We start from the raw sequence: 26362 nt of genomic DNA, 5'->3' as shown, positions 1-26362 counted from the left end.
GCAGCGGTACGTCAGGTCTCCGTCAGAGCGGTGGGGCACGCTGGCTCAGCCTTGCCTCACCGAGAGGGCTGAATCGTGAAGAAGATCTCCAGGCTCCGGGTCCTGCTGCCCGCGGCCGTACTCGCTGTCGCGACGAGCGCGACCGCAAGCGCTCCCGCGGCCTCGGCCGATCCCGGATGTGCCATCCGGGAGAACTCACCGCACGCCGACTGGGGAGGCATGTCCTTCCCCATCGACCTCTACTGCACCAACACGCCCGGCGATGTGACGTCGCAGTCCTTCTACGGCAGCCCCGTCACCGGCCGGATGACCACGACGACCAGCTGGTACGTCTGCTGGAAGATCGGCGCCCCGCACGCGGGCAAGAACAGCGTCTGGTACTACACCCAGGGCGACGTGGTGGTGAACAACCCCGGCCAGCAGGCCTGGGGTTACATGCCGGCGAGCGCCCTGGCCACCGCCAAGGCGCCGTTCCCGGGACTCAGAAAGTGTTCATGGGGATGAGAGTGAGACACACCATGCGTATGACCGGCACCGCCGACACCACCAGGCGGCGGAGGGGCACGCTGCCGATCGTCTGGCTCGGCCGGGCCCTCGCGGTCGCCGCCCTGACGCTGCCCATGATGGCCACCGGCCTCACCACCGGCACGGCCCACGCCGCGACCTGCCAGCTGCGGGAGAACGTCCTGCACCAGGACAAGCTGGGCAACGTCTTCCGCACGGACGTCTACTGCGACAACACCGCGGGCGACGTCTACGGACGGGCGTCCTTCGACAGCCCGCTGACCGGGAAGAAGACCTCCCTCCTCAGCGCCTTCGTGTGCTGGACCCGCGGCCAGCCCCACGTGGGTGGCAACACGGTCTGGTACTACACGAAGGGCGACACGGCCAGTGCCCCCTTCCAGACGTTCGAGGGGTGGGGTGCCATGACGGCCAGCAGCCTCCTGACACCCGCCGGCACCCAGCACCCGTACCCGGGGCTTCCCCGGTGCCCGTGGTACTGACGGGCCAGGTCGCTTCCATGAGTCCGGAGCAGGGCCCCGGCCGGCACCGCCGGCCGCCGGCCCCGCCTCTGCCACCGTCAGTTCAGGTCTGAAACGGGTGTGATCGGTGTTTCCCAGAACATTACGAACAACGAGGCGAAGCAGGGTGGTGGCATCCTGTGCCGCCCTCGCGGTGGCCGTGACGACGCTCGGTTACGCCGCGTCGGCGGCCGAGCCGGACAAGGCCCGGCCCGAAAGCGTCGACGTCTCCGCGCTGGCGGAGGCGAGGGCGTCCGGTAAGCCGGTGGAGGTCGTGGAGCACCGGACGGAGTCGTCGGAGACGTATGTGAATCCGTCCGGGACGATGACGGTCACGCGGCACATGGCGCCGGTGCGGGTGAAGCAGGGCGGTGCATGGGTTCCGGTGGACACGGCTCTGGTGTCCCGTGAGGGGCGCGTGGTGCCGAAGGCCGGGGCTGTCGGGCTGGAGCTTTCCGATGGCGGGGCCGGCCCTGTGGTGCGGCTCAATGATGACCGGCACGTGCTGGAGATGAGTTGGCCCGGTGAGCTGCCCAAGCCGAAGCTGGCCGGCCCGGTGGCGACGTACGCGGAGGTGCTGCCGGGGGTTGACCTCCAGGTCACGGCGGAGGCGGAAGGCTTCTCGCAACTGCTGGTGGTCAAGGACGCCAAAGCGGCGAAGAACCCGAAGCTGAAGAAGGTCGCCTTCGGGCTGAAGGCGGACGGGCTGAAGGTCACCGGCGACCAGAAGCAGGGACTGAAGGCGGTCGACGCCAACGGGCGCACGGTCTTCTCCGGCCCCGCGCCGCAGATGTGGGACAGCGCGAAGGGCGAGAAGAAGCGGGCGGTCATGGGGACCGAGGTCGCGGAGGGCCGCATCACGGTCGTTCCGGACCAGAAGCTGCTCAGCGCCCCCGACACCGCCTATCCGGTGTACGTCGACCCCTCGTTCACGGTGGGGACGTCCAACTACACCGACGTGGAACAGATGTACCCCAACGTGTCCGGATGGAACGACCGGAACGACACCGATCTCTCCGTGGGGTACTGGTACTACAACAACGCGCCCAACGGGTACCGCGGCTTCTTCCAGATGGACGTGCCGAACCTGAACGCCACACGCGTGGTGACGAAGGCGACGCTCACCTTCAGCGAACTCGGCACCAGCCCCACCTGCACCGCCATCCCCCTGGAACTCTGGCACACCGGACGCATCTCGCCGGCGACCACCTGGAACAACCAGCCCACCTGGAACACGAAGATAGCCACGTACTCCTGCGTCGGGGGCAAGGTCACCCAGAACGTCCTGGCCGCCGTGCAAGCGGCCGCCAAGAGCGGAAGCATCGTCGACTTCGGCGTGCGGACCACCGACGCCGTGGAGAAGAAGCAGGGGAACGACTGGCGTTGGGTGTACCCGATGACCGCGTCCCTCAGCGTGGAGTACGCCTACAACGGCCAGTGCTTCCTGATCAGCCAAGTGGACCACAAGGACCCCGACGGAAACGCCTTCACCAAGGAGATGAACTGCGAGAGCCAGGCCACGGCGGTGCGCAGCGAGCCGTTCACCAGCAGCCCCCAGACCGGAAACCTGCTGGCCGGGCCGCACGGCTTCGTCTGCTGGCGCAGCGGTGACCTCAACGGCGCGGGCAACCGCATCTGGTACTACGTCAAGGGCGACACGTCCACCGGCTGGACGAGCTGGCAGGGCTGGGGCTACGTCCCCGCCGACAAGATCGCGGGCGCGGGAACGGAGCCCTATCCCGGGTTGCCCGCCTGTGGCGTGCACACCACCACCCCCGGTATCGCCGCCCCGAAGGACTTCAACTCCGATGGGCTGTCCGACGTCCTGGCCCTCCAGAGCGACGGGAACGTCGCCCTCTACCCGGGCAACGGCAACGGCACCCTCGCCAACAAGCGGATGCTGTGGACCGACGGACGGGGCACCGGTTACACCAACCTCTTCACCGGTGACTTCGACGCGGACGGCATGGGCGACGTGGGCGCCTTCGCCGGCAACGTCATCTGGTGGTGGCGCGGCGACGGCAACAGCGGTGTCGAAGCCACGCGCCGGCCGCTGATGGACAACCGGTACAAGACGCAGGCCCACTTCGACCCCGGTCTGCACCACCCCTGCCGTGTCGCCTTCGCCGCCGACTTCAACGGTGACGGCAAGACCGACATCATGGCCGCCTGCGGTCAGGGTTCGGAGCAGGGCAACTACAACGACGACAGTCTCTGGTGGTGGCCCGGCGACGGGGACGGCGGCGTCAACAAGAACATGAGCAACGGCATCGGCTGGGAGTACGCCTACGCCGCCCGTACGCAGGACACCTTCTCCGCCCTGGACATCACCGGTGACGGCCGCATGGACGTCAGCACCCTGTTCTCCCCGACCGTCCTGGAGCTGAAGGCGGGGCCGACCGCGCCCAACGCGACGTACGGCACCGGCACGCTGACCAACTGGCCGGGCAGCACGTTCGGCACGTTGTCCCACGTGTTCGCGGGGGACTTCAACGGTGACCGCAAGGGCGACATGGCGGGCGTCGACTCCACCGGCTCCCTGTGGTGGTGGCCCGGCAACGGCAACGGGTCCTTCGGCACCCCCTCGAAGATGAACAACGCCACGGACTGGGGGACCGTGAAGGACCTCATGTAACCGCGCGACGAGTCCGGAGTCCGGCTCGGTGTCCGTCCTGCACGAATCCGAAGAGAAGCGGGTGGAGAACATGGCCACGAAGGGTCTGCCACAGCGGCGGCACGGAAGGATCGTCGCGTCCTGCGCCGCCCTGTCGGTGGGGTTGGCGACGCTCGGATTCGCGGCATCGGCGGCCGAGCCGGACAGGAGCGGTACCGGTCACGAGGCGGCGGTCTCCGCGCTGGCGAAGGCCACGGCGTCCGGTCGACCGGTGGAGGTGGTGGAGCGCCGGACGGAGTCGTCGGAGACGTATGTGAATCCGTCCGGGACGGTGACGGTCACGCGGCACATGGCGCCGGTGCGGGTGCGACAGGGCGGCAGGTGGGTCCCGGTCGACACCGCTCTGGTGTCCCGTGAGGGGCGCGTGGAGCCGAAGGCCGCGGCCGCCGGGCTGGAGCTCTCCGATGGCGGGCGCGGACCGGTGGTCCGGCTCAACGACGACCGGCACGTGCTGGAGCTGACCTGGCCCGGCGAGCTGCCCAAGCCGAAGCTGGCCGGCCCGGTGGCGACGTACGCGGAGGTGCTGCCCGGGGTCGATCTCCAGGTCACTGCGGAGGCGGAAGGCTTCTCGCAACTGCTGGTGGTCAAGGACGCCAAAGCGGCGAAGAACCCCAAGCTGAAGAAGATCGCCTACGGACTGGAGGCGAACGGGTTGAAGGTCACCGGCGACGACAAGCAGGGCCTGAAGGCGGTCGACACCAAGGGACGCACGGTCTTCTCCGGCCCCGCGCCGCGGATGTGGGACAGCGCGAAGGGGCCGAGGAAGGAAGCGGCCATGCAGACCGAGGTCACCGCCGGCGGCCTCACCGTCGTCCCCGACCAGAAGCTGCTCACGGGCCCCGACACCACCTATCCGGTGCACATCGACCCCTCGTTCACCAGGGCACCGGCGGCCTGGAGCCAGCTGTCCTCCTACCGGCCCACCGAGTCCGGCTGGATGTACGGGCACGAGCTCCAGACCGGCCAGTACCAGATCGGCAGCAGCTACCCGCGCCAACGCGCCTTCTTCCAGGTGGACGTGCCCTACCTCGCGGGCCGCCAGGTGCTGAACGCCTCCCTCACCCTCAAGGACATGTCCTGGTACACGGGGGACTGCGCGGCCTCGACCGTGGAGCTGTGGCACACCGGACGCGCCACACCGGCGACCACCTGGAACAACCAGGCGGAGTGGAAGACGAAACTCGCCTCGGCCGGCTGCCCGGCCGGAACCCTCACCTTCAACGCCCTGGGCGCGGCGCAGGCGGCCGCCCGCGCCGGTACCACCATCGTCGACCTGGGGCTGCGGGGTTCGCCCGCCGCCGAGACCCCGCCGACACAGACCATCAGAAGGTTCGAGGTGGCCACGGCCAGCCTCACGGTGGAGATCGCGTACAACGGCGAGTGCTTCCTGCGCGACCAGGTGGCGTACGAGGACCCGGACGGCAACGCCTTCCACACCGAGATGAGCTGCGAGGCCCAGGCGTCCGACGTCCGGATCGAGCCGTACGCCGCCTCACAGGTCACCGGCCGACTGCTGGCGGGACCGCACGGCTTCGTCTGCTGGCGCAGCGGTGACCTCAACGGTGCGGGCAACCGCATCTGGTACTACGTCAAGGGCGACACGTCCACCGGCTGGACGAGCTGGCAGGGCTGGGGCTACGTCCCCGCCGACAAGATCACCGGTGCTGGTTCCGTGCCCTTCCCGGGCCTGCCGGCCTGCAACGTCCACACCGTCACCCCGGGCCTGGTCGCACCGCAGGACTTCAACTCCGACGGCCTCACCGATGTCGTCGCCCTCCAGAGCGACGGGAACGCCGCCCTCCACCCGGGCAATGGCAACGGCACCCTGGCGAACAAGCGGCTCCTGTGGTCCGACGGCCGGGGCAACGGCTACAAGGAGATCTTCACCGCCGACTTCAACGCCGACGGCAGGGGCGATGTCGCCGCCGTCGACGGCGACAACCGCGTCTGGTGGTGGCCCGGCGACGGCGACGGCGGGCTCACCGGCTCAGCGCTGCCGCTGACCGACGACGTCAAACACGCCCATGGCGTGTTCGCGCAGGGCTCCCCGCCACGCTGCCGGGACTTCGTCTCCACCGACGTCAACGGCGACGGCAAGGGTGACATCCTCGCCGCCTGCGGCATCCAGGAGCTGGACCCCGAAACCGAGGTCCTGTGGTGGTGGCGGGGGAACGGCGACGGCGAGTACGTTCCCGGGGCGCACATGACCGAACATGGCTTCGAGGGCAGCGTGATCACGCTCGACTCCAACGGCGATGGCCGTATGGACGTGGCGGAGCACGTACCTGACGGGCGGCTCCTGATCCAGCCCGGGTACGGCGACGGCCACTGGGACTACGGCACCGTACGGACCTGGCCGGCCGCCGGCTTCGGCCCGGTGAGCAAGGCCTTCGCGGGCGACTTCAACGGCGACCGGCGGGGCGACCTCGCCGCCGTCGACGCGAGCGGCTCCCTGTGGTGGTGGGCGGGTGACGGCAACGGTGCCTTCGCCGCTCCCTCGAAGATGTCGGCCGCGACGGACTGGGGGACCGCGAAGGACCTCATGTGAGAGCGGTGAGCTTCCTTTCCGATGTGTTGTGACTTCTGAGGACGGAATGAGAATCCGAAGCAAGATATGGGCCGCCGGTGCGGCCCTCACCCTGGCCGTGACCGGGACCGGTCTCACGGCGGTGGCCGGGACCGCGGCCGAGCCGGCGAAGGGCGAGGCGGCGAAGGGCGAGGCGGTATCGGCGCTGGCGAAGGCCAGGGCGTCGGGCAAGCCGGTGGAGATCGAGTCGCGGCGGAGCGCCACGACCAAGGTGCTCGCCAACCCTTCCGGAACGCTGACCGTCGATCAGTACCTGTCGACCGTGCACGTGCGGCGTGGTGGTGCGTGGGTGGATGTGGACACCAGGCTGGCCATCGGCCCGAAGGGCACGGTGGTGCCCAAGGCGGCGGCGCTGGGTCTGGAGTTCTCGGCGGGCGGCAAGGGGCCCCTGGTCACGATGCGCAAGAACCAGCACGAGTTGGGGCTGACCTGGCCGGGGACGCTGCCGAAGCCGAGGCTGGACGGCGCGGTGGCGACGTATCCGGAGGTATTCGCGGGCGTCGACCTCCAAGTGCGCGCCGAGGCCGAGGGGTTCGCGCAGCTGCTGGTGGTGAAGGACGCGAAGGCGGCGAAGAACCCGGCTCTGCGGAAGGTGGCGTTCGGGCTGTCGGCGGACGGGCTGAAGGTCAGCAGTGACCCGGCCCGGGGGCTGAAGGCGGTGGACGGCAAGGGGAAGACGGTGTTCTCCGGCCCCGTCCCCGAGATGTGGGACAGCTCGCGCGCGGCGAGGGGCGCGAAGGCCGCGGCCGGGAAGGGCTCACAGGCCGTGAAGGGCGCGAAAGGCGCGGCCGTGAAGGGCGCACCGGCCGCGAAAGGCGTGCTGGCCGTGAAGGGCGCACCGGCCTCACAGGGCGCGGAAAGCGCGAAGGCCGCGCAGGCCCCGAAGGTGGCCGCGCCCGGTTCCGAGCGCGGTTTCACACCGAATGAGGGCGCCAAGCGGGCCCGCATGAGGACCGAGGTGTCGGGGAAGACCCTGGCCGTCTCGCCGGACCAGAAGCTGCTGACGGCGGCGGACACGACGTACCCCGTCTACATCGACCCATGGTTCACCGGCGCCACGCTCGCCTTCGTCGGGGTCGACTCCCACACCCCCGACACCCCCGACTGGAACGACCAGTGGGGTGGCGCCTCCACGGGCAGGACGATGGAGGGGGACATCTGGGGCGATCCCGCCACCTGGGTCTGGTACACCCTCCGCTCCTTCTTCCGTATGGACACGGCCAATCTGGCGGGCCGGAAGGTACTGAACTCCACCTTCCTGATCAAGAACACCTACGCCTGGGGCTGTGAGACCCATGCCGTCGAACTGTGGAAGACGGGCGCCGTCTCCCCGGAGACGACCTGGAACACGCAGCCGGACTGGACGACGAAGCTGGACTCCATGACGGCCGCCAAGGGCGGGAACCCCGACTGCCCCGAGGGGGAACTCGGTTTCAACGCCACGGCGGCGGTGAGCGAAGCCGCCACCGCGAAGGCTCCGACCGTCACGCTGGGCCTGAAGGCGGCCCCCGAGGCCGAGACGGATGTCTACAGCCTCAGGAGCTGGACGGGGCACTCCGCCCGGCTGTCCACGGAGACGACGTACGGCGGCGAGTGCTTCCTGATCGACGGCGCCCGCCACACCGACCCCGACGGCAACAGCTTCACCAAGGAGATGAGCTGCGAGAACCAGGCGTCGGACCTCCGCGTCGAGCCCTACGCGGACGCGCCCCTGACCGGCCGTCTGCTGGCCGGCCCGCACGGCTTCGTGTGCTGGCGCAGCGGTGACGTCAACGGCGCGGGCAACCGCATCTGGTACTACGTGCGGGGCGACGAGTCGGCGGGCTGGACGGCCTGGGGCGGCTGGGGCTACGTTCCCGCCGACAAGATCATCGGTGCTGGTTCCGTACCCTTCCCGGGCCTGCCGGCCTGCAACGTCCACACGGTGACGCCGGGCCTGTTCGCCCCGCAGGACTTCAACTCCGACGGGCACGCCGACATCGCCGTCCACCTGGCCGACGGCAACGTCGCGCTCCACCGGGGCAACGGCAACGGCACCCTCGGTCAGAAGTCGTCGATGTGGACGGACGGCAGAGCCAACGCCTACAAGCAGACGTTCGCCGGCGACTTCAACGGCGACGGCATCGGTGACCTCGCGGCCGCGGCGAGCGACGGCGGCCTGTGGTGGTGGCCGGGCAACGGCGACGGCGGCGTGACCGGCGCCGCCCAGCAGATCGCTTCCGAGTACAGCACGTTCTACGACGACTTCAGCGTGTGCCGCGACTTCTTCTCCGGCGACTTCGACAGCGACGGCAACAGCGAACTGGCCGCCCTCTGCCCGACCGACATCGACGCCACCGAGGACGCCCTCGTCGTCTGGCACAACAACGGGGACGGCACCTTCGCCTGGTCGGGCGAGGAGCTGGGCATCGGCGGCATGGACGGGATGAACGGCTACCACGACATGATGTCGGGCGACTTCAACTCCGACGGCCGCGCGGACGTCGCGGGCATCTCGCCGGAAGGCAATGTCCACTGGTGGGTGGGCAACGGCAACGAAAGCTTCAGCGGTGTGGTGCACGGCAACCCGGAGCTCTGGCCGGACACCACCTTCAGCACCACCTACAGCCAGCCGTTCTCGGGTGACTTCAACGGCGACCGCAGGAGTGACATCGCGGCCCTCGACGCGAGCGGCGTCCTGTGGTGGTGGGCCGGCGAGGGCGACGGCCGCCTCAGCACCACGGCCAAGCAGTTGTCGACCGATCCGGCCCTGAAGACGGCCAAACAGATCGTCTGAGCACTCCTCGCACCCCCTCTTCGAGGCCCGTTCGACGCCGGGCCGGCGACCGCCCACGGTGCGGTCGTCGGCCCGGCACGCATTTTCGGTGGCCTCGGCGACCGTACCGGCCGCATGCTGGGCGCATGGAGATCAGGGAAGCCACCAGCGAGGACTGGCCCGCCATCTGGCCGTTCTTCCGCACGATCGTCGCCGCGGGCGACACCTTCACCTACCCGCCGGACCTCGGGGAGGAGGAGGGACGCGACTGGTGGCTCCTGGCCGCGCCGAACCGTACCGTCGTCGCCGTGGACGACCAGGCCGGCGCGGTCCTCGGCACCGCCAAGATGAACAACAACCAGATGGGCAACGGCGCGCACATCGCCAGTGCCAGTTACATGGTCGACCCGGCGCACGGCGGCCGGGGCGTGGGGCGGGCGCTCGTCGAGTACACGCTGGAGTGGGCGCGGGGCGCGGGGTTCCGGGGCATCCAGTTCAACGCGGTCGTGGAGACCAACCAGCACGCGGTACGGCTGTACGAGTCGCTGGGCTTCACCATCGTCGGCACCGTGCCCGAGGGCTTCCACCACCCCACGCGGGGGTATGTGGGCCTGCACATCATGCACCGCCCGTTGTAGCCGGCCGTAGGGCTCAGGGCTGCGCCGCGGCCGCCGCCAGGCCGCCCAGCAGCAGGGCGGTGAAGCGCCGCACCCACTCCGCGTCGACGGGCTCGGCGCTCACCAGCGCCCGGTGGACCACCGCGCCCGCGATCACGTCGAAGATCAGGTCGTCGGTGCCCGGCGCCGTACCGGAGGTCGTCGGCAGCTCCCCCCGGGCCTGGGCGCGCCGGCGGCCCTCCAGGACGAGCCGCTTCTGCCGTTCCACGATCGAGACGCGTATCCGCTCGCGCAGCGGCTCGTCGCGGGTGGACTCGGCGATGACGGCCATCAGCGCCGTCTTGGTCTCGGGCCGCTCCAGGAGCGCCGCGAACTGCCGCACCACGCCCTCGATGTCGGCCGTCAGGCTGCCGCGGTCGGGCAGTTCGAGCTCGTCGAAGAGGACCGCGACCGCGTCCACGACCAGTTCGTTCTTGCTCGCCCAGCGCCGGTAGAGGGTCGTCTTGGCCACCCCGGCCCGGCCGGCGACGTCGCCCATCGTCAGCTTGGACCAGCCCAGCTCGACCAGGGCGGCCCGGGTCGCCTCCAGGATCGCGGCGTCGGCCCGCGCGCTGCGGGGGCGTCCGGTACGGCTGCGGGGGATGGGGGCGCTGCACATGACGCTCGACCATACCGGCGAGTACGGGTCGGGTTACCGGCCCGTATGTGTGAGCCAGTTCACCGCCGTACCCCGCTCCGAGAGCGATGGACCGGCGTTACGCTACGAGGCGTAGCGAAAGGCTTTGAGCGGCCCGCCGCGACAACCACAGGCGTCAGGGTGGGGACCCGGCGCCGAAAAATGGGGAACACATCTGCTGGATCGCGTACGTCCGTACGCCCCGCACACCGGCGGGGGGCGCGCGGGCGGGCGCGGTTCGGCCATGGCGTCAGCCATGACTTACCGGTTCTTACCGGTTACGGCCGCGGAAGGGGGAGGATGTACTCATGCAGCCTAGGAACATGTCCATGAGCGGCGTCGTCGACCTCGCCGCGGTGAAGGCGGCCGGAGAGGCCAAGGCGAAGGCGGAGAAGGCGCGCGCCGAGTCCGCCCGGCAGGGCGGCGGCGGAGCCGTACCCCCCTCCGCGCTGGTGCTCGACGTCGACGAGGCCGGCTTCGAGCGCGACATCCTCCAGCGTTCCGCGGAGGTCCCGGTCGTCATCGACTTCTGGGCCGAGTGGTGCGAACCGTGCAAGCAGCTCGGTCCCCTGCTGGAGCGGCTGGCCGTCGAGTACAACGGCCGGTTCGTCCTCGCCAAGATCGACGTCGACGCCAACCAGATGCTGATGCAGCAGTTCGGGATCCAGGGGATCCCGGCCGTCTTCGCGGTGGTCGCCGGGCAGGCGCTGCCGCTCTTCCAGGGCGCGGCGCCGGAGGCGCAGATCCGCCAGACCCTGGACCAGCTGATCCAGGTGGCCGAGGAGCGCTTCGGGCTCACCGGTGTCGCGGTCGACCCGGATTCCTCGCCCGCCGGCGCGACGGCCGCCCCGGCGCGGCCGGCCGGTCCGTACGACGCGCTGCTGGAGGCGGCGGCGCAGGCACTGGACGCGAACGACTTCGGCGGCGCGATCCAGGCGTACAAGAACGTCCTCGTCGACGACCCGGCCAACACGGAGGCCAAGCTGGGCCTCGCCCAGGCCGAGCTGCTCGCCCGGGTCCGCGACATGGACCCCCAGCAGGTCCGCAAGAACGCGGCGGACAACCCCGCGGACGTCCGGGCCCAGCTGGACGCGGCCGACCTGGACCTGGTGGGCGGGCACGTCGAGGACGCGTTCGGCCGGCTGGTGGAGACGGTGCGGCGGACCGCGGGCGAGGAGCGGGACACGGCCCGGCTGCGGCTGCTGGAGCTCTTCGAGGTGGTCGGCCCGGAGGACCCGCGCGTGATCGCGGCCCGTTCGGCGCTGGCGCGCGTGCTGTTCTGACACCTCCGGTGACACGTCGCTGATTTGGCGACAGAGTGACAAAAGGCGGCCGTGCTTTACCAAAACTTGGTAAACACGGCCGCTGTTACTTGCAGTAAGTCACCCCCCATCTTATGTCCGGCTTTTGCCGCCGATATCACCTTCTGTCGAACCGGCGGGTAGCACCCTGTGTACCCGCGTGACGTCACCCCGTCGTGGCCCGGTTATCCACCCGTTACTAGCGGGTAATGAAGCCCCTTGTGCCCCGGCCCGGAATGCACCACGATCGGCGACGCTCGGTCCCCTTTCCGTACCAGCCCGGCAGCCGGCCGCGCCGGCGGAAGCGGGTCCCCACCGAGCGGGCCGGCGACACTGCCGCCGGCCCCGGACAGGGGGGTTCCTGCCCGTCCCGGCAGGGCCTGTCCAAGCAGGGTTGCGCGAAGGCGTGGCCAGTGGTTGTCGCTCGGGGGTGATCGCCGGTGATTCGGACGCGGCTCGCGCCTGACTTACGGGCGCTCTCCTTCCCGAGGACGTAGCACTTCTCCCATCCCAGGACGGGCCTTCGGCCCATCCGGAGATGTACGTCCGAGAAGGAGGAAATGTATGAAGTCCCAGGTTCGCGGTGGGACCAGATGGAAGCGGTTCGCGGTGGTCATGGTGCCCAGCGTGGCCGCCACGGCCGCGATCGGCGTCGGGCTCGCGCAGGGCGCGCTGGCGGCGTCGTTCAGCATCTCCGGCCAGGAGTTCAAGGTCAAAGCCAAGGAACTGGTCGGGTACGACTTCGTCCAGTACGGCAGTTACGTCGAGGGCCGGGACCTCAAGGGCGGGAAGATCTCCGCGCCCGTCGCCGTCTCCGGCTTCAAGTCGGCCACGATCACGGACATGTGCCAGTCCGTGGTGACGCCCGACGTGCCGCTGATCGGCACGGTCACCCTGAAGCTGAGCGCCGGCACCGGCGAGGACAAGGTGACGGCGAAGGACATCTACCTGGATGTCTCGGACCTCGACGCCGATGCCACTTTCACGAACATCGACATCGGTGTGGCGGCCGGCTCTCTGGCGAAGAGCAAGGACAAGCCCGGCATCCAGCCGGGTACCGAGGGCAGGGCGAACCCGTTCGGCTTCGCCCAGCGTGCCGAGGAGACGACGCTGCGGAACGTGGAGCAGAAGGCGTGGGCGACCACGGCCGCGACGTTCACGCTTCCCGACCTGAAGCTCAACCTCATCCGGGGCACGGACGAGTGCTTCACTGAGTAACGCCCGTGGAGCGGGCGGGGCCGTCTCGGGCGGTTCCGCCCGACTCCGGGCCACACTTCCCCACTTTCTCCTCTTTTCCGCACCACCGCTTCCAGGGAGCTGTTTTCCATGAGCGCCGAGTCCACTGGTTCCCGCGGATTCACCTACTGGCGGCTGCGCTTCCGTACGTGGCGGGGCAACCGGCCTTTCTGGGGCGGGTTGTTCACCATGATCGGCGGCGTACCGATCGCCTACCTGCCCTATGCCGACATGCGGCTCGGCAATATGACGATCGCCATGGCCACCACGGCGGGCGCCGGCTCGCTGATCATCGGTGTGCTGCTGGTCACGCTCGGTCTGACGATGTGGTTCCACTCGATCGTCCGGGTGTTCGCGGGTGTCGCCGCGATCGTCCTGGCACTTGTCTCCCTCCCGGTGGCCAACATCGGCGGGTTCCTCATCGGTTTCCTGTTCGCCCTGCTCGGTGGCGCTCTGTCCATCTCCTGGGCGCCCGGTGTGCCGGTGGAGGAACCGAAGGCGGTGGCCGGAGCCGGGGGCTCCGTACTTCCCGAGCAGCGCGCCGACGAGGTGCCGGCCGCGACCCCGCGGACGTACGCGACCGACAGCACGATCGACGCCAACGGCGGGAGGCACAGTGCGGGGTGACGAAACGCAGCCGGCCACGAGAAAGGGGCCGCGTCACGCGGCGCCCAGGAAGTCGTTGCTGACCAAGCTTCAGGCGCCGGCCGGCAAGGCGATAGCCCTGGCCGCGATGCCCACCGCCGTACTCGTCGGTCTCGGTATGACCCCCAAGCCGGCCCTCGCCGATGACAAGGACATCCCCTTCGCGCCCGGCCCGTGCGTGACGCGGTCGGACGAGCCGCAGGAGTCCGAGAAGCCCTCGGCCTCCGCGTCCCCGTCCCCGTCCCCGTCGCCCTCGCAGAGCGCGAGCGACCCGGCGGATCAGAACGAGCCGACGCCCGGAGCGAGCCCCTCGGCGAGCGAGACGGACCAGGAGACCACCGGACCGAAGACGGGCGTCACCCCACCCGTGGCCACCACGGCGCCGACCCCCTCCGCGACCCCCACGCCCACGCCCACGCCCACCGAGCCCAGGAATCCCCTGGACCCGCTGGGCGTCGGGGACGCGATCAAGGACTTTTTCGACGGCCCTGCCAAGGAGCCTGCGGCCACCCCGCCGGCCACCGCTCCCACGCCGGCGGCGCCGTCGCCCGACCAGTCGTCAGCCGAACCGCCCACCAAGCCCGCCACCAGGCCCGCGACCAAGCCCTCGGCCGAGCCGTCGGCGAAGCCTGCGCAGGACGAGGCCCTCGACAGGACCAAGGAAGCGATCAAGGACGCCGCCGACAAGGCCGGCGCCACGGTCGAGGAACTGCCCGAGGACGTCAAGGGGCTCGACCCCCAGAAGGACCCGGACGTCCCGGACGGCGCGAAGCCCCGCTTCCCCTGCCCCACCCCGGACCCGCAGGCCCTCGCGGACGCGAAGGCGGAGCCCGGCATCCCGCTCCTGCCGGACGACCCATGGAGGCTGCAGAGCACGATGCTCACCCTCCGGGGCCTGGACTATCACGGCATCGTCGAGGTGAAGACCGGCAGCGGCAAGATCAAGAAGGCCCTGAAGTTCACCGCGAGCGAGGTCGACATCAAGGACCTGCACCAGCTCACGGTCCACTCCAAGGGCGTCACGGGACACGTCACCTCCCGCCCGGGCTCCACCTCCACGATCCGGGGCGGCACGGTGACGATGTACACCGAGGAGCTCAAGGGCAACCTCTTCGGCATCATCCCGATCACCTTCAGCCCCGAGACCCCGCCCCCGCTGAACGTCCCCTTCGCCTTCTTCACCGATGTGAAGGTCACCCAGGCCGGCCAGTTCGGCGGCACCCTCACGGTGCCGGGCCTGAAGAACTTCATCGAGGGCTGACCGGGCGGACGCGGACCATGTTCGTGGTGCCCGGGACGCCGGGAGGGGAGCCCGCGGTGATGATCATGGTGTCGCCCTCGTTGTGGCGCTGGAGCTTCAGCAGCTCCGCGTCGACCAGGTCGACCATCGCGTCGGTGTTGTCCACGTGGGGGACCACGAAGGACTCGACGCCCCAGCTCAGGGTGAGCTGGTTGCGGGTGGAGACCTCCGTCGTGAAGGCCAGGATCGGCTGCTGGACGCGGTAGCGGGAGAGACGGCGGGCGGTGTCGCCGGACTTGGTGAAGGCGATCAGGGCCTTGCCGTCCAGGAAGTCGGCGATCTCGCAGGCCGCGCGGGCCACCGAACCGCCCTGGGTGCGGGGCTTCTTGCCGGGGACCAGGGGCTGGAGGCCCTTGGAGAGCAGCTCCTCCTCCGCCGCGGTGACGATCTTCGACATCGTCTTGACCGTCTCGATCGGGTACGCGCCGACCGAGGACTCGGCCGACAGCATGACCGCGTCCGCGCCGTCCAGGATGGCGTTGGCGACGTCGGACGCCTCGGCGCGCGTCGGGCGCGAGTTGGTGATCATCGACTCCATCATCTGGGTCGCCACGATCACCGGCTTGGCGTTGCGGCGGCACAGCTCGATCAGGCGCTTCTGCACCATCGGCACCCGCTCCAGCGGGTACTCGACGGCCAGGTCGCCGCGCGCGACCATCACGCCGTCGAACGCCATCACGACGTCCTGCATGTTCTCGACGGCCTGCGGCTTCTCCACCTTGGCGATGACCGGGACCCGGCGGCCCACCTCGTCCATCACCTTGTGGACGTCCTTGACGTCATTGGCGTCGCGTACGAAGGACAGGGCGACCAGGTCGCAGCCCATCGCCAGCGCGAAGCGCAGGTCCTCGACGTCCTTCTCCGACAGGGCCGGGACATTGACCGCCGTACCCGGCAGGTTGATGCCCTTGTGGTCGGAGATGACACCGCCCTCGACGACGATGGTCTTGACGCGCGTGCCGTCGACCTCGGTGACGCGCAGCTCGACGTTGCCGTCGTTGATCAGGACCTGGTCGCCCTTGGAGACGTCGCCCGGCAGGCCCTTGTAGGTGGTGCCGCAGATCGACTTGTCGCCCGGGACGTCCTCGGTGGTGATGGTGAACTCGTCACCGCGGACCAGCTCGACCGGCCCCTCGGCGAAGGTCTCCAGACGGATCTTGGGGCCCTGGAGGTCGGCGAGGACGCCCACCGCGCGGCCGGTGTCCTCGGACGCCCGGCGGACGCGGTGGTACCGCTCCTCGTGCTCAGCGTGGGATCCGTGGCTCATGTTGAATCGGGCCACGTTCATACCGGCCTCGATGAGAGCTTTCAGCTGCTCGTACGAGTCGACGGCGGGGCCCAGTGTGCAGACGATTTTGGAACGGCGCATAAGGCGGATCCTATCGGTTTGTTTCACTGCGGAATATTCCGTCTGGTGGAATGTACAAATGGGCGGAGGGGCGCTCAGTCGTGGTGCTCACTGATCGACCGGAAAAGTAACCAGTGAGTAGGTCTGCTGCGCGATTTCCAGCTCCTCGTCCGTCGGGACCACCGCCACCGCCACCCGCGCGTACTCCGGCGAGATCAGCCGCGGTTCCCCGGACCGTACGGCGTTCAGGTCGGCGTCCACCGCCAGGCCCAGCTCCTCCAGGCCCGTGATGGCAGCTTCCCGCACCGGCGCCGCGTTCTCCCCGACACCCGCCGTGAACGCCACCGCGTCCACCCGGCCGAGCACCGCGTAATACGCCCCGATGTACTTCTTCAAACGGTGAATGTAGACGTCGAACGCGAGCCGCGCCCGCTCGTCGCCCCCGTCGATACGGCGCTGGATCTCGCGCATGTCATTGTCACCGCAAAGCCCCACCAAACCGCTCTTCTTGTTCAACAGGACATCGATCTCATCCGTCGACATTCCGGCGACCCGCTCAAGGTGGAAGACGACGGCCGGATCGATGTCACCGGAGCGCGTACCCATGACCAGCCCCTCCAAGGGGGTCAGTCCCATCGAGGTGTCCACGCACCGGCCGCCCGCCACCGCCGACGCCGACGCGCCGTTGCCCAGGTGCAGCACGATCACGTTCACCTCGGCCGGGTCCTTGCCCAGCAGCCCCGCCACCCGGCGCGAGACGTACGCGTGCGACGTGCCGTGGAACCCGTAGCGGCGGATACGGTGCGCGTCCGCGGTCTCGACGTCGATCGCGTACCGCGCCGCGTACTCCGGCATCGTCGTGTGGAAGGCCGTGTCGAACACCGCCACCTGCGGCAGGTCGGGCCGAAGGGCCTGGGCGGTACGGATGCCCGTGATGTTGGCCGGGTTGTGCAGGGGAGCGACGGGGACCAGGCGCTCGATCTCCGCCATCACCTCGTCCGTGATCACGGTCGGCGCGGAGAACTTCAGGCCGCCGTGCACCACCCGGTGCCCGATCGCCGCCAGCTCGGGCGAGTCCAGGCCGAGCCCGTCCGCCGCCAGCTCGTCCGCGACCGCCTTCAGAGCCGCCTCGTGGTCGGCCATCGGGGCCGTACGCTCACGGCTCCCACCGTCGCGCAGGGGAGTGTGCACCAGGCGTGAGGTCTCCTCGCCGATCCGCTCGACGAGGCCGACGGCGAGCCGCGCGCCGTCGTGCATGTCCAGCAGCTGGTACTTGACGGACGACGAGCCGGAGTTGAGGACGAGGACGCGGGTGGCGTCGGTGGGCCTGGTGGCGTTGGTGGTCACGGGTGCGTTGCTTTCTGCTGTGCGGCGGGTGGTCATGCGGGCGTGCCCTGGGACTGGATCGCGGTGATCGCGACCGTGTTCACGATGTCGCTGACGAGCGCGCCGCGCGACAGGTCGTTGACCGGCTTGCGCAGGCCCTGGAGGACCGGGCCGACCGCCACGGCGCCGGCCGAGCGCTGCACGGCCTTGTAGGTGTTGTTGCCGGTGTTCAGGTCCGGGAAGATCAGCACCGTCGCCTGGCCCGCCACCTCCGAGCCGGGCAGCTTCGTCGCGGCGACGGACGGCTCGACGGCCGCGTCGTACTGGATCGGGCCCTCGATCTTCAGCTCCGGACGCGCCTCGCGCACCAGCTTCGTCGCCTCGCGCACCTTGTCGACGTCCGCGCCCGAGCCCGAGGTGCCGGTCGAGTACGACAGCATCGCGATCCTCGGCTCGACCCCGAACCGGGCGGCCGTCGCCGCCGACTGGACCGCGATGTCCGCGAGCTGCTCGGCGTTCGGGTCCGGGTTGACCGCGCAGTCGCCGTACACCAGGACCTTGTCGGCCAGGCACATGAAGAAGACGGAACTGACGATCCGGGCGTCCGGCTTGGTCTTGATGATCTCGAAGGCGGGGCGGATGGTCGCGGCCGTGGAGTGCACCGAGCCCGACACCATGCCGTCGGCCAGCCCCTCCTGGACCATCAGCGTGCCGAAGTAGTTGACGTCCGACACCACGTCGTACGCCAGCTCCACGCTGACGCCCTTGTGGGCGCGCAGCTCGGCGTACCGCTCCGCGAACCGCTGGCGCAGCTCGGAGGTCGCCGGGTCGATCAGCTGCGTGTCCTTCAGGTCGATGCCCAGGTCCGCGGCCTTCTTGCGGATCGCCTCGACGTCGCCGAGCAGCGTCAGGGCGCACACATCACGCCGTACGAGAACGTCGGCGGCCCGCAGCACCCGCTCCTCCACGCCCTCCGGCAGGACCACGCGGCGCCGGTCGGCGCGGGCCGTCTCCAGCAGCTCGTGCTCGAACATCATCGGCGTGACGCGGCCGCTGCGCGCCACCGACATCCGCTTCAGCAGGTCGGCCGTGTCCACGTGCCGCTCGAACAGCCCGAGGGCGGTCTCCGCCTTGCGCGGGGTCGCGGCGTTCAGCTTGCCCTCCAGCGAGAACAGCTCGGCGGCGGTCGGGAAGCTGGTGCCGCTCACCGAGAGCACCGGGGTGCCGGGCGCGAGCCGCGCCGCCAGGGTGAGGATCTCCTGGCTCGGCCGCTCGTCCAGTGTCAGCAGCAGGCCCGCGATCGGCGGCGTACCGGCCGAGTGCGCGGCCAGCGCGCCCACCACCAGGTCGGCGCGGTCGCCGGGGGTGACGACCAGGCAGCCGGGGGTCAGCGCGTTCAGGAAGTTCGGCAGCATCGCGCCGCCGATGATGAAGTCCAGCGCGTCCCGGGCCAGCCCCGAGTCGTCGCCCAGCAGCACCTCGGCGTCCAGCGCCTGGCGGATCTGCGCGACCGTCGGCGCGGACAGCGCCGGCTCGTCGGGCAGCACATAACAGGGAACGGGCAGCCGGGCGGCGAGGCGTTCGGCGATCGCGTCCCGGTCCTCGGGCGCCACCCGGTTGGCGACCATCGCGAGGACGTCGCAGCCGAGGCTTTCGTACGCCCGGAAGGCGTTGCGCGTCTCGGCGCGCACCGCGTCGGCGGGCTGGCCCTTCCCGCCGACCACGGGTATGACGGAGGCGCCGAACTCGTTGGCGAGGCGCGCGTTCAGCGCCAGCTCCTCGGGCAGCTGCGTGGCGTGGAAGTCCGTGCCCAGGACGAGCACCACCTCGTAGTCCCGCGCCACGTCGTGGAAGCGCTCCACCAGTCGCGAGACCAGTTCGTCCGTGCCCTTCTCGGCCTGGAGCGCGGACGCCTCCTGGTAGTCCATGCCGTAGACCGTGGCCGGGTCCTGGGACAGCCGGTACCGCACACGCAGCAGGTCGAACAGGCGGTCGGGCCCGTCGTGCACCAGCGGCCGGAACACCCCCACCCGGTCCACTTGACGGGTCAGGAGCTCCATGACTCCCAGCTCCACGACCTGGCGGCCGTCCCCGCGGTCGATCCCGGTCACGTACACGCTGCGCGCCACGCAAGCTCTCCTGTCGAATGAATGTGTGGACAACGGATGAAAGTGTGGACAAAAAACGCCATGAGAGGTGGCAATACCCTCTTGACAATACCTCTGCGGCTGGGTAGTACGCCCGCCGGGCGTCTGGCCTGCGGAGACGGGTGAACCCGCCTGCCGCACGGGCGCGGCAGCCCTTCGGCGCGGGCGGTGTGAGCCCGGGGTGGACGCCTGCCGTGGGACAATTCGGGAAGGCTCACACGTACCACTACCGAGCAGGAGACACAGCACGATGCGCATCGGAGTTCTCACCGCAGGCGGCGACTGCCCCGGCCTGAACGCAGTGATCCGGTCGGTCGTGCACCGGGCGATGACCGGCCACGGCGACGAGGTCATCGGCTTCGAGGACGGCTTCAAGGGCCTGCTCGACGGCCACTACCGACCCCTCGACCTCAACGCGGTGAGCGGCATCCTGGCCCGTGGCGGCACCATCCTCGGCTCCGCCCGCCTGGAGCGCTCACGGCTTCAGGAAGCTGCCGAGAACTGTGACGAGTTGCAGAAGCGGTACGGGATCGACGTCCTCATCCCCATCGGCGGCGAAGGCACCCTGACCGCCGCCCGCATGCTGGCCGACGCGGGGATGCCCGTCGTCGGCGTACCGAAGACCATCGACAACGACATCTCCTCCACCGACCGCACCTTCGGCTTCGACACCGCCGTGATGGTGGCGACGGAGGCCATAGACCGTCTGAAGACCACCGCCGAGTCCCACCAGCGCGTGATGGTCGTGGAGGTGATGGGCCGGCACGCCGGCTGGATCGCGCTGGAGTCCGGCATGGCGGGCGGCGCGCACGGCATCTGCCTGCCGGAGCGGCCCTTCGAGGTGGACGACCTGGTGAAGATGGTCGAGGAGCGGTTCGCGCGGGGCAAGAAGTTCGCGGTCATCTGCGTCGCGGAGGGCGCGCACCCGGCCGAGGGCTCCATGGAGTACGAGAAGGGCGCCATCGACCAGTTCGGCCACGAGCGCTTCCAGGGCATCGGCAACCGGCTCGCCGCCGAGCTGGAGAAGCGGCTCGGCAAGGAGGCCCGGCCGGTCATCCTGGGCCACGTCCAGCGGGGCGGCACGCCGACCGCGTACGACCGCGTCCTCGCCACCCGCTTCGGCTGGCACGCCGTCGAGGCGGCGCACCGCAAGGAGTTCGGCAGGATGACCGCGCTGCGGGGCACGGACATCGTGATGGTGCCGCTCGCCGAGGCCGTCACGCAGCTGAAGACGGTGCCGGGGAACCGGATGTACGAGGCGGAGTCGGTCTTCTGAGGCCGCCGCCCGCTCGCCGTCCCGTCGTGTGCCCCCACCGGATTGCCGGTTTCCGCTCTTGAGTCGGCTCGCCGATTGAACAAGGCTGTCCGGGGCGGGCGGGGCGGACCAAGGGAGGGCGCATGGCCGGCGGGGGCTCGGACTCGGGCGAGGACGGCTGGGGTTCGGGCTTGGGCGGGGACGGCGCGGACGCGTACGGCGGCGACGCGTACGGCGGCGACGCCGCTGCGGGTGGTTTCGGCGCGGGGCGGGTCCCGGAGGGCGACGTGGCCGGGGGCGGTGGCGGGGCGGGCGGGCCGGGGGACCGGTGGCGGCGGGTCCTCGTGCCGGTCCTCGCCATACTCGCCCTCGTCATAGCCATCACGACCGTCCTCGCCTTCCTCCGGGGCGGCGACAGCGAACGCGTACCGAGGAGGGCCCCCAAGGGCGCCCCGGCGGCGACCGCACCCGCCGCCCGGCCCGCGCCCGGGGGGTGAGAGCCGCCCCGGGGGTGAGAACCGCCCCGGAAGGTAAGCACCATCCCGGAGGGTGAGAACCGCCCGAGGGGCTAAGCACCACCCGGGGGGGGGCGGCGACCGGCAGGCTCAGGCGCTCACAGCCGGGCCAGCTCCCAGAAGTGGTCCACGATCCGCTCCAGGTAGGCGCGGCCGGCCTCGCCGCCGCTGCCGCCGGTCACGTCGGACCCCCAGCTGTTGGTCGCCACCATCCGCGACTGGTAGTCGGCGTACAGCTGCTGGAGGACGTCCTCCAGCCGGCGGCGGTCCATCGGCAGCATCTTCGCCGCCGGTTTGACGTACGCCTGCCAGCGCGTCGTCGCCGCGCTGCGCAGCAGCTCGGCCAGCTCCTCGTCGCGTCCCGTCACGGTGATCAGCTCCCGTGGCCCGAGGGACAGGGCCTCGGCGAGCGCGGCGGTCTGGCGTTCGTTGCCGCGCCAGCGGCCGGACTCCTCCATGCGCAGGTACGCCTTGACGTCGAGGCCGACCCGGCGGGCCAGGTCCTCGGGCGCCATGGCCCGCGAGATGCGGTGGTCGCGCAGGGTCGTCGCGGCGGCCAGCAGCTCGCCGGGCGAACACCACAGCACACCGGCGAGGGCGGTGAGTTCACGGGCGTCGGGTGCGGCGACGCCGCGTTCCCAGGCGATCACCGTCTCGGGCGGGACGCCGAGGCCGTACTGGGCGCGCAGCCCGTACGCGACATGGGCGGGCGCCATTCCCAGCGCCTCACGCAGTCGGCGGGCGGCGAGGGCGTTGAACGGTGGAGAAGGACGAGAGGTGGGGTGCACGCGCACACCGTAGAAGCGGACGGTCACTTTTGGCTACGGTCGGTTCACCCAAGGCCAAAAGTCGTAGGAACGTCCAGATACGCCCCACGGAGCCCTACCTGTCGGTAATTTACCGTGTCCCGGTCACCCAGCGGTACTGGAGCTCGGGGCGGCCCACCTGCCCGTACTGCGGGCTGCGCTCGGCGCGCCCGTAGCTGACCAGGTGTTCCAGGTAGCGGCGGGCGGTGATCCGCGAGATGCCCACGGCCGCGCCCGCCTCGGCCGCCGTCAGCCCGGTCGCCGACGCGCGCAGGCTGCGGGTGACGGCCGCCAGGGTCGGGGCGCTCAGGCCCTTGGGGAGGGCGGCGGGCTGCGGCGTGCGCAGCGTGGCGAGCGCCCGGTCCACCTCCTCCTGGCCCGACGCCTCACCGGCGGCGGCGCGGAACTCGGCGTACCGGGTGAGGCGGTCGCGCAGGGTGGCGAAGGTGAAGGGCTTCAGTACGTACTGGACGACGCCCAGCGAGACGCCTTCGCGGACGATCGCCAGATCGCGGGCGGAGGTGACGGCGATGACGTCGGCGTGGTGACCGGCGGCGCGCAGCGAGCGCAGCAGCTGGAGTCCGTGCCCGTCCGGCAGGTACAGGTCCAGCAGGATCAGGTCCACGGCCGTCCGCTCCAGCGCCCGCCCGGCGGCGGCGCGCGTGTGCGCGACGCCGACCACGGTGAAGCCGGGTACCCGGCCGGTGTAGAGGGCGTGGGCGTCCGCCGCGACGGGGTCGTCCTCCACGACGAGGACTCTGATGGGCGGCTCCGTCATGACCGGACCTCCGCGCTGTCCACGGGCCCGCCGCCGTCCGGCACCGGTGCCTCCCCGGTCCCTCCCGCCCCCGCGCTCTCCATGGGCCCGCCGCCGTCCGGCACCGGTGCCGCCCCGGTCCGTCCCGCCCCCGCGCGATCGGCCCCCGCCGGCCGCAGCGGCAGCCGGACCGTGAACTGTGCGCCGCCGTCGGGGCCCTGTGCCAGCTCCACGACCCCCCGCCGCCGCTGCGCGACCTGCCGCACCAGGGCGAGGCCCAGCCCCCGCCCCGGCCCCCGTGTCGACCAGCCGCGCTCGAAGACCGCGTCGTGGTCGCCCGGGCCGATCCCCGGCCCGCTGTCGGCGACTCGCAGCAGCAGCTCGCCGTCGTCCGCCCGCGCGGTCACCGTGACGCGCGAAACCGGCCTGCCCCGGGTGGCGTCCAGGGCGTTGTCGATGAGGTTGCCCAGGATCGTCACCAGGTCGCGCGCCGGGAGCGTCGGCGGCAGGACACCGTCGTCGATCCGGCTGTCCTCCGTCAGCACCAGCTCCACCCCCCGCTCGTTCGCCTGAGCCGCCTTGCCCAGCAGCAGGGCGGCCAGGACCGGTTCGGCGACCGCGTCGACCACCCGGTCCGTGAGCACCTGGGCCAGTTCCAGCTCGGCCGTGGCGAACTCGACCGCCTCGTCCGTCCGCCCCAGCTCGATCAGCGACACCACCGTATGCAGCCGGTTCGCCGCCTCGTGCGCCTGCGAGCGCAGCGCCTGCGTGAACCCGCGCTCCGAGTCCAGCTCGCCCGAGAGCGCCTGCAACTCCGTGTGGTCCCGCAGCGTCACCACCGTGCCACGCCGCTCACCCCCGACCACCGGCCGGGTGGAGACCACCAGTACGCGGTCGGCCGTCAGGTGGAGCTCGTCCACGCTCGGCTCGCCGGAGAGCAACCGCCTTGTGAGCGACGGCGGGAGGCCCAGCTCGGCGACGGACACGCCCACCGCCTCCTCGTCCAGGCCCAGCAGCTCCCGCGCCCCGTCGTTGATCAGCGCGATCCGCCGCTGCCCGTCCAGCATCACCAGTCCCTCGCGCACCGCGTGCAGCGCGGCCTCGTGGTAGTCGTGCATCCGGCTCAGTTCGGCGGCGTTCATGCCGTGCGTGTGCCGCCGCAGCCGCGCGTTGATCACATACGTACCGGCGCCGCCGAGCGCCAGCGCCGCGCCCGCCATGCCGAGCAGCGCGGTGACCTGCCTGCGTACCTGCTCGCTGATCCGGTCGATGGTGATGCCCGCGCTCACCAGCGCGGTGATCCGGCCACCGTCGTACACCGGCGTCACCGTCCGCACCGAGGAGCCGAGCACGCCCCGGTACGTCTCGGAGTACGTCTCGCCGCGCCGCGCCTCGGCGATGTGGCCCAAATACGTCTTGCCTATCTGTGCCGGGTCCGGGTGGGTCCAGCGCGTCCCGTCCGGCGACATGATCGTCACGAAGGTGACGCCCGCCTCGCCGACCAGGGACGACGCATACGGCTGGAGCACGGCCGTGGGGTCCTTGGAGCGGACCGCCTCGGCGACGGCCGGCGACTTGGCCACGGCGGTCGCGGTCGCCGTCGCCTGCCGGCGCGCGGTCTCCTCGGCCTGGCTGCGGTCATTGACGTACGCGAAGACCGCGCAGCCCGCCACGATGGCAGCCACCAGCACGACCTGCATCGCGAAGAGCTGGCCTGCGAGGCTGCGGAGGCGGGGGCGGAGTATGCGCATGCGGTAAGTCTGCCTGGCTGATTTCGTGTGAACGAAAGGTACGCAAGGGTGACCGCCATCACAAGGTGAGAGATGGTCTCGGGGATCCACAGGGACAGTGGAGCGACTCACCGAGGAGGACCCCGTGGCCGCACGACGGGACCGTACCCACTATCTGTATCTGGCCGTCATCGCGGCGGTCGTGCTCGGCATCACCGTGGGCTTCGCCGCCCCCGGGCTGGCCGTCGAGCTGAAGCCGCTGGGCACCGGCTTCGTCAGTCTGATCAAGATGATGATCTCCCCGATCATCTTCTGCACGATCGTGCTGGGCGTCGGCTCGGTCCGCAAGGCCGCCAAGGTGGGCGCGGTCGGCGGTCTGGCGCTGGGCTACTTCATGGTCATGTCGACCGTGGCGCTCGCCATCGGCCTGCTGGTCGGCAACCTGCTGGAGCCGGGTGCGACCCTGCACCTGACCAAGGAGGCCGCCGACGCGGGCGCGGAGCAGGCGTCCGGTGCCAGTGAGAGCACGGCCGACTTCCTGCTGGGGATCATCCCGAAGACGATGGTCTCCGCCTTCACCGAGGGCGAGGTCCTCCAGACGCTGCTGATCGCGCTCCTGGCCGGCTTCGCGCTCCAGGCGATGGGCAAGGCCGGCGAGCCGGTGCTGCGCGGCATCGGGCACATCCAGCGGCTGGTCTTCCGCATCCTCGCGATGATCATGTGGGTCGCTCCGGTCGGCGCGTTCGGCGCCATCGCGGCGGTGGTCGGCGAGACCGGTGTCGACGCGCTGAAGTCCCTGGCCGTCATCATGATCGGCTTCTACATCACCTGCGCGGTCTTCGTCTTCGTGGTGCTGGGCGCCCTGCTGCGGGTGGTCGCGGGCGTGAACATCCTCACGCTGCTGAAGTACCTGGGCCGGGAGTTCCTGCTGATCCTGTCGACCTCCTCCTCCGAGTCCGCACTGCCCCGGCTCATCGCGAAGATGGAGCACCTGGGCGTCAGCAAGCCCGTCGTCGGCATCACCGTGCCGACCGGTTACTCCTTCAACCTGGACGGCACCGCCATCTACCTGACGATGGCCTCGCTCTTCGTCGCCGAGGCGATGGGCAACCCGCTCTCGGTCGGCGAGCAGATCTCCCTGCTCGTCTTCATGATCATCGCCTCGAAGGGCGCGGCGGGCGTCACCGGCGCGGGCCTCGCCACGCTGGCCGGCGGCCTCCAGTCGCACCGCCCCGAACTGGTCGACGGCGTCGGGCTCATCGTCGGCATCGACCGCTTCATGAGCGAGGCGCGCGCCCTGACCAACTTCGCGGGCAACGCGGTCGCCACCGTCCTGGTCGGCACCTGGACCAAGGAGATCGACAAGACCCGCGTGGCCGAAGTCCTCGCCGGCCGCGTGCCGTTCGACGAGAAGACCCTGGTGGACGACCACGACCACGCACCGGCGGCGGACGACCTCGACGGCCTTCCCGACGACCTTCCGGAGCACCGGGAGCCCGCCAAGGTCTGACCTGCGCCGTGCCACGGCGAACCGCGCGGGAGGCCCACTCCCGCGCGGTGCGCCGTTTTCCGGGTACGCCTTCCCGGCCCTACCGCCTTCCCGGCCGTACCGCCGGTAACGGGAACGTGTCATCGTAGGGGCACGCCACCTGGCATGTGCATGCC

General features: G+C 70.5%; 20 protein-coding genes. 13 read left to right on the top strand and 7 right to left on the bottom strand.

What is annotated here, in order from left to right; translation table 11 throughout:
- Positions 1-75: 75 nt before the first annotated feature.
- The 6 genes from QWM81_RS24025 to QWM81_RS24000 all read left to right on the top strand — a co-directional run bounded on the left by QWM81_RS24025 (position 76) and on the right by QWM81_RS24000 (position 9676).
- Entirely contained in the window at positions 76-504 is a 429-nt protein-coding gene (locus tag QWM81_RS24025) for a hypothetical protein (protein WP_290114411.1), read from the top strand.
- 2 nt (positions 505-506) lie between these two features.
- Positions 507-1004, top strand: a complete 498-nt coding sequence (locus QWM81_RS24020; protein WP_290114410.1) for a hypothetical protein — start codon at positions 507-509, stop codon at positions 1002-1004.
- 145 nt (positions 1005-1149) lie between these two features.
- Positions 1150-3657, top strand: a complete 2508-nt coding sequence (locus tag QWM81_RS24015; RefSeq protein WP_290114409.1) for an FG-GAP-like repeat-containing protein — start codon at positions 1150-1152, stop codon at positions 3655-3657.
- Between the two features lie 70 nt (positions 3658-3727).
- A complete protein-coding gene (locus QWM81_RS24010) occupies positions 3728-6244 on the top strand; it encodes an FG-GAP repeat domain-containing protein (RefSeq protein WP_290114408.1) in 2517 nt (838 codons plus the stop codon).
- Positions 6245-6290: 46 nt separating this feature from the next.
- Complete coding sequence (locus QWM81_RS24005; protein ID WP_290114407.1) at positions 6291-9059, top strand: FG-GAP-like repeat-containing protein; 2769 nt, start codon at positions 6291-6293, stop codon at positions 9057-9059.
- Between the two features lie 125 nt (positions 9060-9184).
- On the top strand, positions 9185-9676 hold the full coding sequence (locus tag QWM81_RS24000) for a GNAT family N-acetyltransferase (protein ID WP_290114406.1): 492 nt from the start codon (positions 9185-9187) through the stop codon (positions 9674-9676).
- Positions 9677-9689: 13 nt separating this feature from the next.
- Here the strand turns inward: QWM81_RS24000 and QWM81_RS23995 are convergent, their stop codons facing one another.
- Positions 9690-10313, bottom strand: a complete 624-nt coding sequence (locus tag QWM81_RS23995; protein WP_290114405.1) for a TetR/AcrR family transcriptional regulator — start codon at positions 10311-10313, stop codon at positions 9690-9692.
- Between the two features lie 326 nt (positions 10314-10639).
- Between QWM81_RS23995 and QWM81_RS23990 the strand changes: the two genes are divergently transcribed.
- From QWM81_RS23990 to QWM81_RS23975, 4 genes are all read left to right on the top strand, one after another.
- Positions 10640-11614 (top strand): tetratricopeptide repeat protein, encoded by a 975-nt coding sequence (locus QWM81_RS23990; RefSeq protein WP_290114404.1) that lies wholly within the window; start codon positions 10640-10642, stop codon positions 11612-11614.
- A 582-nt stretch (positions 11615-12196) separates the two neighbouring features.
- Positions 12197-12850 carry a DUF6230 family protein gene (locus QWM81_RS23985; protein WP_290114403.1) on the top strand — a complete coding sequence of 218 codons (654 nt, stop codon included), beginning with the start codon at positions 12197-12199 and terminating at the stop codon, positions 12848-12850.
- A 108-nt stretch (positions 12851-12958) separates the two neighbouring features.
- The gene (locus QWM81_RS23980; RefSeq protein WP_290114402.1) at positions 12959-13495 is read left to right on the top strand and encodes a DUF6114 domain-containing protein; all 537 of its coding nucleotides are present in this window, start codon (positions 12959-12961) and stop codon (positions 13493-13495) included.
- A complete protein-coding gene (locus QWM81_RS23975; RefSeq protein ID WP_290114401.1) occupies positions 13485-14774 on the top strand; it encodes a hypothetical protein in 1290 nt (429 codons plus the stop codon). The genes QWM81_RS23980 and QWM81_RS23975 overlap by 11 nt, the downstream gene beginning before the upstream one ends.
- Here QWM81_RS23975 and pyk read toward each other — a convergent pair.
- The 3 genes from pyk to pta all read right to left on the bottom strand — a co-directional run bounded on the left by pyk (position 14761) and on the right by pta (position 19616).
- A complete protein-coding gene (gene pyk / locus QWM81_RS23970) occupies positions 14761-16182 on the bottom strand; it encodes a pyruvate kinase (RefSeq protein ID WP_290114400.1) in 1422 nt (473 codons plus the stop codon). The two genes, QWM81_RS23975 and pyk, sit on opposite strands and share 14 nt — an antisense overlap.
- A gap of 87 nt (positions 16183-16269) precedes the next feature.
- Positions 16270-17508, bottom strand: coding sequence for an acetate kinase (locus QWM81_RS23965; RefSeq protein ID WP_290114399.1), 1239 nt, complete (start codon positions 17506-17508; stop codon positions 16270-16272).
- Positions 17509-17540: 32 nt separating this feature from the next.
- Complete coding sequence (gene pta / locus QWM81_RS23960) at positions 17541-19616, bottom strand: phosphate acetyltransferase (protein WP_290114398.1); 2076 nt, start codon at positions 19614-19616, stop codon at positions 17541-17543.
- Between the two features lie 268 nt (positions 19617-19884).
- Between pta and QWM81_RS23955 the strand changes: the two genes are divergently transcribed.
- Together QWM81_RS23955 and QWM81_RS23950 are read left to right on the top strand one after the other, a co-directional pair.
- On the top strand, positions 19885-20910 hold the full coding sequence (locus QWM81_RS23955) for an ATP-dependent 6-phosphofructokinase (protein WP_290114397.1): 1026 nt from the start codon (positions 19885-19887) through the stop codon (positions 20908-20910).
- 122 nt (positions 20911-21032) lie between these two features.
- Positions 21033-21386 carry a hypothetical protein gene (locus QWM81_RS23950; protein WP_290114396.1) on the top strand — a complete coding sequence of 118 codons (354 nt, stop codon included), beginning with the start codon at positions 21033-21035 and terminating at the stop codon, positions 21384-21386.
- A gap of 116 nt (positions 21387-21502) precedes the next feature.
- Here QWM81_RS23950 and QWM81_RS23945 read toward each other — a convergent pair whose 3' ends face one another.
- The 3 genes from QWM81_RS23945 to QWM81_RS23935 all read right to left on the bottom strand — a co-directional run bounded on the left by QWM81_RS23945 (position 21503) and on the right by QWM81_RS23935 (position 24718).
- Positions 21503-22120: a helix-turn-helix domain-containing protein gene (locus QWM81_RS23945; RefSeq protein WP_435372439.1), complete on the bottom strand. Its 618-nt coding sequence runs from the start codon at positions 22118-22120 to the stop codon at positions 21503-21505.
- Between the two features lie 181 nt (positions 22121-22301).
- Positions 22302-22988: a response regulator gene (locus QWM81_RS23940; RefSeq protein WP_290114394.1), complete on the bottom strand. Its 687-nt coding sequence runs from the start codon at positions 22986-22988 to the stop codon at positions 22302-22304.
- Entirely contained in the window at positions 22985-24718 is a 1734-nt protein-coding gene (locus QWM81_RS23935) for a sensor histidine kinase (RefSeq protein ID WP_290114393.1), read from the bottom strand. Before QWM81_RS23935 ends, QWM81_RS23940 begins: the two co-directional genes overlap by 4 nt.
- Before the next feature lie 124 nt (positions 24719-24842).
- Between QWM81_RS23935 and QWM81_RS23930 the strand changes: the two genes are divergently transcribed.
- The gene (locus tag QWM81_RS23930; RefSeq protein ID WP_290114392.1) at positions 24843-26207 is read left to right on the top strand and encodes a cation:dicarboxylate symporter family transporter; all 1365 of its coding nucleotides are present in this window, start codon (positions 24843-24845) and stop codon (positions 26205-26207) included.
- Positions 26208-26362 lie beyond the last annotated feature (155 nt).

Origin of the sequence: Streptomyces ficellus (genome assembly GCF_030406405.1) — a bacterium.
Classification (GTDB): Bacteria; Actinomycetota; Actinomycetes; order Streptomycetales; family Streptomycetaceae; genus Streptomyces; species Streptomyces ficellus_B.
Note: the sequence above shows the minus strand (reverse complement) of the source record. Positions and strands in the feature narration are given on the sequence as shown.